1 protein-coding gene is annotated in these 2,146 nt (G+C 72.1%); it reads right to left on the reverse strand.

What is annotated here, in order from left to right:
* Positions 1-2,146, reverse strand: a 2,146-nt coding sequence (locus VT52_RS25800; RefSeq protein ID WP_240509880.1) for a type I polyketide synthase, incomplete at both ends; no start/stop codon positions are given.

Genomic DNA, 2,146 nt, shown 5'->3' on the forward strand with positions numbered 1-2,146 from the left:
CGCGGGCCAGGGCGGCGAGTCCGGTCTGGAGTTCGTCGATGTCCTGACCCACGACCACCGCACGGTGCTCGTGGTGGGTTCGGGTGGTGGCCAACGAATGACCCACGTCGACCGGATCGAGCCCGGGACGGTCGACGACGTGGTCGAGCAACCGTGCCGCCTGAGCCGACAGCGCCTGCGCGGTCCTCGCCGAGAGGGGCCAGGCGATGACCGGGTTCACCACGGGCGCGGTGGAATCCGCCCCCGCTTCACCGGCTTCCCCTCCGACAGGTTCCGCCGGCGCTTCGAGGATGAGGTGGGCGTTGGTGCCGGAGATGCCGAAGGAGGAGACACCGGCTCGGCGCGGCCGGTCGGTCTCGGGCCATTCGGTGTTCTCCGTGAGCAGGCTGACGGCCCCCGACTCCCAGTCGACGTGGGGCGACGGCGCGTCGACGTGGAGCGTCCTGGGGAGCCGGCCGTGGCGCATCGCCATGACCATCTTGATGACGCCCGCGACACCGGCGGCCGCCTGCGTGTGCCCGATGTTGGACTTCACCGACCCCAGCCACAACGGACGTTCGGCGGGCCTGTCCTGCCCGTACGTGGCCAGCAGCGCCTGCGCCTCGATCGGGTCACCCAGGACCGTGCCCGTGCCGTGGGCTTCGACCGCGTCGACGTCGGCGGGCGTGAGACGAGCGTTGGCCAGGGCCGCGCGGATCACCCGCTGCTGCGAGGGACCGCTGGGTGCCGTCAGACCGTTGCTGGCACCGTCCTGGTTCACGGCGGAGCCACGCAGCACGGCCAGCACCGGGTGCCCCTCGCGCCGGGCGTCCGACAGCCGTTCCAGCAGCACCAGACCGGCTCCCTCGGAGAACCCGGTGCCGTCCGCCGTGGCGGCGAAGGACTTGCACCGCCCGTCTGCGGCCATCACACGCTGCCGGGAGAACTCCACGAAGGTCGCCGGCGTGGCCATGATGGCGACGCCGCCGGCGAGGGCCATGGTGCACTCGTCGTTGCGGATGGCCTGTGCGGCGAGGTGGATGGCGACCAGGGACGAGGAGCAGGCGGTGTCGATCGTGACGGCCGGCCCTTCCAGACCCAGGGTGTAGGCGATGCGGCCGGAGGCGACGCTGGTGGCCGTCCCGGTCAGCAGGTAACCCTGGAGGTCCTCCGGAACGGCGGTGGAGTCACCCCCGTAGTACTGGCCGCTGATGCCGGTGAAGACGCCGGTGCGGGTGCCCTTGAGGCTGGCGGGGGTGATGGCGGCGCGTTCCAGCGCTTCCCAGCTGGTCTCCAGGAGCAGGCGCTGCTGCGGGTCGGTGGCCAGTGCCTCACGGGGGGAGATGTTGAAGAAGTCCGGGTCGAACTCGTCCGCGTCGTGGACGAAGCCGCCCTGCACCGCATAGGTCTTCCCCGGCTGCTCGGGATCCGGATCGTAGATCGCCTCGGTGTCCCAGCCGCGCCCCTCCGGGAATTGGGAAATGGCGTCCTCCCCGTCGAGGAGCTGCCGCCAGAACTCCTCGGGGGTGTGCGCGCCGCCGGGGAACCGGCAGGCCATCGACACGATGGCGACAGGCTCGTCGAGGTGCGACCCGGCGGCGGCCGACACGGCCGCCGCCGCGTCGACCGACCCCGTCAGCTCCCCGCGGAGGTAGTCGGCCAGCGCGGCGATGGTCGGATGGTCGAAGACCAGGGTGGCGGGCAGGCGCAGACCACTGGCCGTCGTGAGGCGGTTGCGCAGTTCGACGGCGGTGAGGGAGTCGAAGCCCAGCTCCTGGAACGGACGCTCCGGATCGATGGCCTCCGGCTTCGAGTGCCCGAGCACGGTGGCGGCGTGGCCGCGGACCAGGTCCAGCAGCAGCTTGCGCTGCCGCTCCTCCGGAAGACCCACCAGTTGCCGGGCGACGGAGGCCGAAGCGGCCCCTCGGGACACGCGCCGCCCGGGAGCGGCGTTCACGACCTCGCTCAGCAGCGGCGGCAGCACGCCCGCGGCAGCCTGCTCCCGCAGCGCCGGCTTGTTGAGCTGCACCGGAATGAGCGTCGGTGCGCCGTCTGCCAGGGCCGCGTCCAGCAGCGCAAGCCCTGTGTCGGTGGGCAGGGGCACCACGCCCGCACGCTTCATCCGGGCGAGGTCGGTCTCGTCGAGGGTTGCGGTGAGGGTGCTGGT

Source organism: Streptomyces malaysiense (assembly GCF_000980885.2).
Lineage (GTDB): Bacteria > Actinomycetota > Actinomycetes > Streptomycetales > Streptomycetaceae > Streptomyces > Streptomyces malaysiense.